Consider the following 5334-nt stretch of genomic DNA (forward strand, 5'->3'; position numbering starts at 1 on the left):
CAATTTGTATTTCAGGTTAAGTGGTTATCACTAATGCTCATGAGCTTTATTCGCTTATGAGCATTTTTTTAGCTTATTTATTAGTAAAATTTAAAAAATCATTCATATTAAAAAATAATTTTTTTAGTATTAATTAAAAATTATTCCTATAATTTTTTTATTCAATATATCTAACTATGTTCTGTTCAGGGTCAGTACTTAGAATGTACCAAAACTATTCTAATCATATTGAATCGTGACTGTGGCATTAGCTTTGACTTCTCCAGCTGTGACATTGGCAGCAGTTTGGTAGTAACGTGCAGTTAAGGGGACATCATATTGAACTGTTTGATTAGAGCCTATAGTACCAATCCCTAGTTTATTTCCTTTTTGAATCGTGTTGTTTGCACCATTCATATTCCATAGAAGCTCTACACCAACGCCATTCGCTTTAGTTGATTCAGCAGCGCTGTTGTTAATAACCTGACTGTTTGCTGTGTCAGAATTATAGTCAAAGCTTAAACTCAAAGTATTACTTGTAGGTACACCTGAGTTATTCTCGCCACCGTTACACAGAATGGATAGGTTAAAGTTTTTCTCACCTTGAGTTGATCCGATAGCTCTAAAGCCTGATTTTGTCACAGTAGGAAGTTCAACAACCGTATCTACGCCATTTTGGATCTCACAAGATGATGATGCAATGAGAATAGGTGCACTTCCTAATACTGTGGTTGTTAAGAAGGGACGATTCTGTTGGCCTGTTACATAGTAAGTACTATAACGACCAGTCACCAATGCCCCAGAACCAGTAGTAGCAGCAGTTTTAATCACTTCCAAGACAATATAGCCTGGTGAAAGAGTGTATGTTGTCTGGGGAGTCAATGTAAGTTTATAAGGGTAATAGCCAGAAGCGTTTGAAGAGTCTGTTACTTCACGATAAATTCGAATGCCTATACCGGGAATATTTGTAGCATAAACATTATTGCCTATAGCACTAATTGGATAATTTAGAGGTAGAGCCGCTGTAATTTGGTCACTGGGGCGGTTACACGTTGCAGTAGAATTATTGGGTGAAATGGTAAAAGTATTCTTTTGTAGAACTGTCCCGATTGGATCGGTCGGACGAACTACAATAGTACCAATCGTTATTGGAATATCAACTGTGGTAAAACCTTTACTTAAAGTACAGTTTGCATAGGCTTGGTTATAAATAAAGAAACTCGTGATTAATAAGCCACTCTGTATAAGCATTTTTTTCATTTGCAGATTGCCTCTGTCATAATAATTGATTGTTTTTCCTGTGAGATTTTTGATTGAATGTCATATTCAAGTTGACATTCTTCGGTATTACTTTCTCCCCATTTCACATAAAGATGATCATGGGTTAGAGGAGTACGTAAATAAATGCGACTACCTTGAGCTACCATTCCAACCGCTTCGTTATTCTGGTTAAATACTTGTGCAGCGAATGGCAGATGACCACCATTAGGCGTTTGGGTATTAATAAAGAGTGCATAACCCGTTTTTGTTGAGAAGTCGACTTTGGTTATTGATCCTGCATAAGGTGCAATACGGTGACTTGTTTCTGAAAGTTCAACATTTGAGGGCATTCCTTGAGGGTCAAGGCTAATGTCATTCAAACGATACGGGGTAACATAAGGAATAACTGCATAACCTTGTTTATTAATGCTTAGACCAGACGTGTTGCCGACTCGAGCACCGGTGGCTTCGGGTGCATAGACCAATACCATGGTTTGCACTTGATCTGGTCCAAATAAAAGACCTTTCGAATGGGCAACTATACTTCCGTTTAAATTGACCATTTCCTGTTGATATGCGTCTGATTGACTAAATGACGCACCTACAGTTGTGTAGTTGGTCCGGTAGGTACCATTAATATTTGCGCTGGTTTGTCCTTGATCTTGATATGAAACGGATGAGCCATATTCAAATCGGTTTCCGATATAACCACTCATCCCTAAAGTCTTACTATCTTCTGAAATAGAACTATTAAAGTTAATTGTGTTTTTCTTAATTTTAAGTGGAAAAGATAGGGACAATAAATATTGCGTTTCATGACCTGACCGTTGATTTTCTAAGTCTAGCTCATGAGTCATTGCGGAAATACTGTAGATTAAATCTCTAAATTGATTGCTATATCCAAATTGAAATTGTTGATTACGATGAGGTTGATTCCAGTAACTAATCCATGAACCTACCAAATAAAAATTACCCCATTGATGTGGAAGACTTTGATTCAATGTGATCTGAAATTCACTTTTTTGTTTACCTACAGAAAAACTATCGATATTTCGTTGTTGTAAATCTTGAATTAAAATTGAATCTCTTAATTTCAAATAATTTTCGGTTGAGTATCTGTAGGTTGCCAAAGTTAAATTTGTATTCGTTGGCGTAAATAATCGATTATAACTTAAACGGTAACTTTGCCCTTTAAGTGTAGGCTTTTGGTCAAAATCAGCATTCGATTGAGTTGCATCAAATGCAATTGCACCAATTGGAGTTGCAAATGCGCTACCTATGAGAAAAGACTGGTAGTGCTCGGTTGCCTGAAACCCTGCATAACTTGTTAAATAGTTATTAATGCCTCTTTGATATTTCCCTTGTACCAGCCATGGATTTAAATTGATATTGGCATCTCTAAACTGTCCCAGAGTAAAAGAATAACGGCTCATCTTTGGGCGTAGCATCTCTACTACAGAAGCGTAGGGAATAGAGAACTTTTGAACCTCTCCATTGGTCTCGTATATAGAAACTTGTAGTTCACCACCAAAACCTGTCGGGTAAAGATCGTTAATTTCAAAACTTCCGGGTGTAACAGTAGTTTGATAAATTAAATTTTCCTGTTGGCGTACTTCAACTTTCGCATTGGTCTTTGCATAACCCCGAATTTGTGGAGCATATCCAAGCATACTGTTAGGCAGCATGCGGTCATCACTTGATATGTTAATTCCACGATAAGGTAGGGCATCAAAAAAATTACTATTGGTAAAGTAATCACCTAAAGTAACAACACTATTAAGCTTAGGAAATGCTTTTTGGGCATAAGTATTATTTGATGTATAGGAAGAAGTCTTTTCTGAGATTTCGTTATGATCTTGCCATTTCCACTGACCAGTATGGCGTAATTGCCAGTCATAGAGATTTATCCCGACATTTGTACCCATAAAAGCATGACTTGTTTCATGGCCATTACTTACAATACGATAGGCGGAAGCATTGTATGCAAAAAAAGCAGCGTTTATACCCCGATCCCATAAACGTGGGTCGACGTATCCTTGAGCATTTTTTTGTAAAGCAACTTGAGGGATCGAAATATCAAGTCTTAGACGAGAAGTATCAAATTGATAAAAAGCATCGTTGACCCATTTTTCTAAATCACTACAGGTAGGTAAATTATTTGCTTCCCGATGAAGAATTTCTGATTTAACCCCATATTCTAAAAGCATATCTGCGGTAAAACAGGTTTTTGCATTTTCATTGGAACTTGTAGTTTTAAAAACAAACTTTCTTTTACCTAACCATTGTCCATTAATATATACATCAAGACTATATTCGCCCGGTAAAATAGGATTGCCGTATTTAAATCGACCAATGTCGATTTTCTGTGCATTTCCTACTAAAAAGTTAGTATCAAAGTCTGCTTTTAGTATATTTTGCCCACTCATATTATCTGATGCATATGCGACTAAGGGCACATTAATCGCTATGCTTAATACTAGATAATAACTAGTGCGCTTTTTAAAGCATGTGCTGAGCATGAACCATTCTGACATAGTCTTTATGCCTATTCATAAATAGGTGTTTAAGTTTTTAAAAAGATAGATAGGTTTAGAACTTTATTGTTTTTTCAATTCGCCCGCCGTAATCATTTATATAAACAAAGCTCATATTCGTTATATTGCTATTTTTAATTTTTATCTGATCTTCTGAAAATGGAGCAATCATCAGACCTTGTTTTAATAAGTCTGTTTTTTGATGATTCTGTTCTTGAAAAATTGAGCTTATTGTAATGTAAAAGGTAGTAGGGTTTTTAATAAGCAATGTTTCCCCGTTTTTTACCCACTGGATTTTTTCACTAAAAGTATCAATATTTTCTTTTAAATTTACTGGTCGATAAAAGAATTTAATTCGTGAACGAATCGCTAATTGAAGAAAATTATTAGGTAATGCTTCATTATTTTCTTGTTTTTTCCCTTCTGGTCTTGGGGGAATATCTAATACATTAAGCCAGAAAACACTTTCTTTATTTTGGTTTAATTGAGACGCATTGGGTAGCGCAGTAATTCGTAAAGTTTGACCTTTAGATGGTTCGATGCGTGAAATAGGAGGTGTAATAATAAAGGGTACATTCGACTCATCGGGAGTCGATTTAGCATTTCCGTCATCAATCCAAGCTTGAACAAGAGAAGGAGCTGTACCATTATTGCTGAGCTGTAAGCTGACTTCTCGGGCGTCCGATGGGTATATTACACGTGTACCATGAAGTACTATTTCAGCATGTCCTGTAGTAGCAATTACGGCTTGAAGACAAGCCATTCCCCAAAAAAATTTACGACCACGAAAAAGCATGAGTCATATTCTCAATAACAAATAATAGATGAGATATAGCTTCTATTTAATAATAGAAGCTGGTTTTAAATTATTGATAAATAATCGTGTATTTTACTTGTGAAGTTACAGTACCAGCAGTAGATGCACCAGTCGCATAATATTCAGCATAATAATTAAGATCAGCATTACCACCAGCAGAAACATTTACCCATTGAGAGTTATCCTGTGCACCTGAAATTCCTTTAGCAAGTACAGGAATTACTGCATTATTGCTCCCTAATAGTTGAATATTGACATTAGCAGCTGCACCAGAGGTAGCTTGGTTTAATAAGCGGCCAGTATTAAAATCGACAGTTGCGCCTGGTTCAAAATAAGTCGCAACTTTTCCAGCTGAAGCACAATTGGTTAAATTGATTTGAAAAGGAGTGCGACCAGCAACATCACCTGCATTTTTTAAAGATTGAGATGATACTGTAGGTAAATTCACAGTAAGGTTTTTATCACCTGTATCAATTGTACAAGTATTATCAGTTACTAAACCATTAATAGTAATTGTACCGTCCGCTGCTTGTGCTGCTGTAATATTAAAAAGCGTAGCTGTCGCTATAAAAATAAATTTTTTCATGAAATCCCCGAAATATCCTATAAGTATAGATTGCTTACTTTTCAGTGCTTTTATTCTGATCAAGTAGTGCGGTGGAAATATAGCACCTTTCAATTAAAAAACAAGAATAACATTATATTTTTATATATTTTGATTGGTTATTTTTTAATAAATAAGTT

At 35.7% G+C, this 5334-nt stretch carries 4 protein-coding genes; all 4 read right to left on the reverse strand.

What is annotated here, in order from left to right:
- Window positions 1-219 precede the first annotated feature (219 nt).
- The gene (locus ACH63V_RS17830) at window positions 220-1239 is read right to left on the reverse strand and encodes a fimbrial protein (RefSeq protein WP_396464294.1); all 1020 of its coding nucleotides are present in this window, start codon (window positions 1237-1239) and stop codon (window positions 220-222) included.
- Window positions 1236-3773 (reverse strand): fimbria/pilus outer membrane usher protein, encoded by a 2538-nt coding sequence (locus tag ACH63V_RS17835; RefSeq protein WP_396464295.1) that lies wholly within the window; start codon window positions 3771-3773, stop codon window positions 1236-1238. Before ACH63V_RS17835 ends, ACH63V_RS17830 begins: the two co-directional genes overlap by 4 nt.
- Before the next feature lie 55 nt (window positions 3774-3828).
- Window positions 3829-4569 carry a molecular chaperone gene (locus ACH63V_RS17840; RefSeq protein ID WP_396464296.1) on the reverse strand — a complete coding sequence of 247 codons (741 nt, stop codon included), beginning with the start codon at window positions 4567-4569 and terminating at the stop codon, window positions 3829-3831.
- A gap of 70 nt (window positions 4570-4639) precedes the next feature.
- Window positions 4640-5176 (reverse strand): fimbrial protein, encoded by a 537-nt coding sequence (locus ACH63V_RS17845; protein WP_311071398.1) that lies wholly within the window; start codon window positions 5174-5176, stop codon window positions 4640-4642.
- Between the last annotated feature and the right edge of the window lie 158 nt (window positions 5177-5334).

The sequence above is a fragment of the Acinetobacter sp. ABJ-A23_2 genome (assembly GCF_044538765.1).
Lineage (GTDB): Bacteria > Pseudomonadota > Gammaproteobacteria > Pseudomonadales > Moraxellaceae > Acinetobacter > Acinetobacter nosocomialis_A.

What these genes read in the sequence shown, in the direction of transcription:
- ACH63V_RS17835 (WP_396464295.1), bottom strand. Translation starts at nt 3,773, where the DNA reads ATGTCAGAATGGTTCATGCTCAGCACATGCTTTAAAAAGCGCACTAGT.
- ACH63V_RS17840 (WP_396464296.1), bottom strand. Translation starts at nt 4,569, where the DNA reads ATGCTTTTTCGTGGTCGTAAATTTTTTTGGGGAATGGCTTGTCTTCAA.
- ACH63V_RS17830 (WP_396464294.1), bottom strand. Translation starts at nt 1,239, where the DNA reads ATGAAAAAAATGCTTATACAGAGTGGCTTATTAATCACGAGTTTCTTT.
- ACH63V_RS17845 (WP_311071398.1), bottom strand. Translation starts at nt 5,176, where the DNA reads ATGAAAAAATTTATTTTTATAGCGACAGCTACGCTTTTTAATATTACA.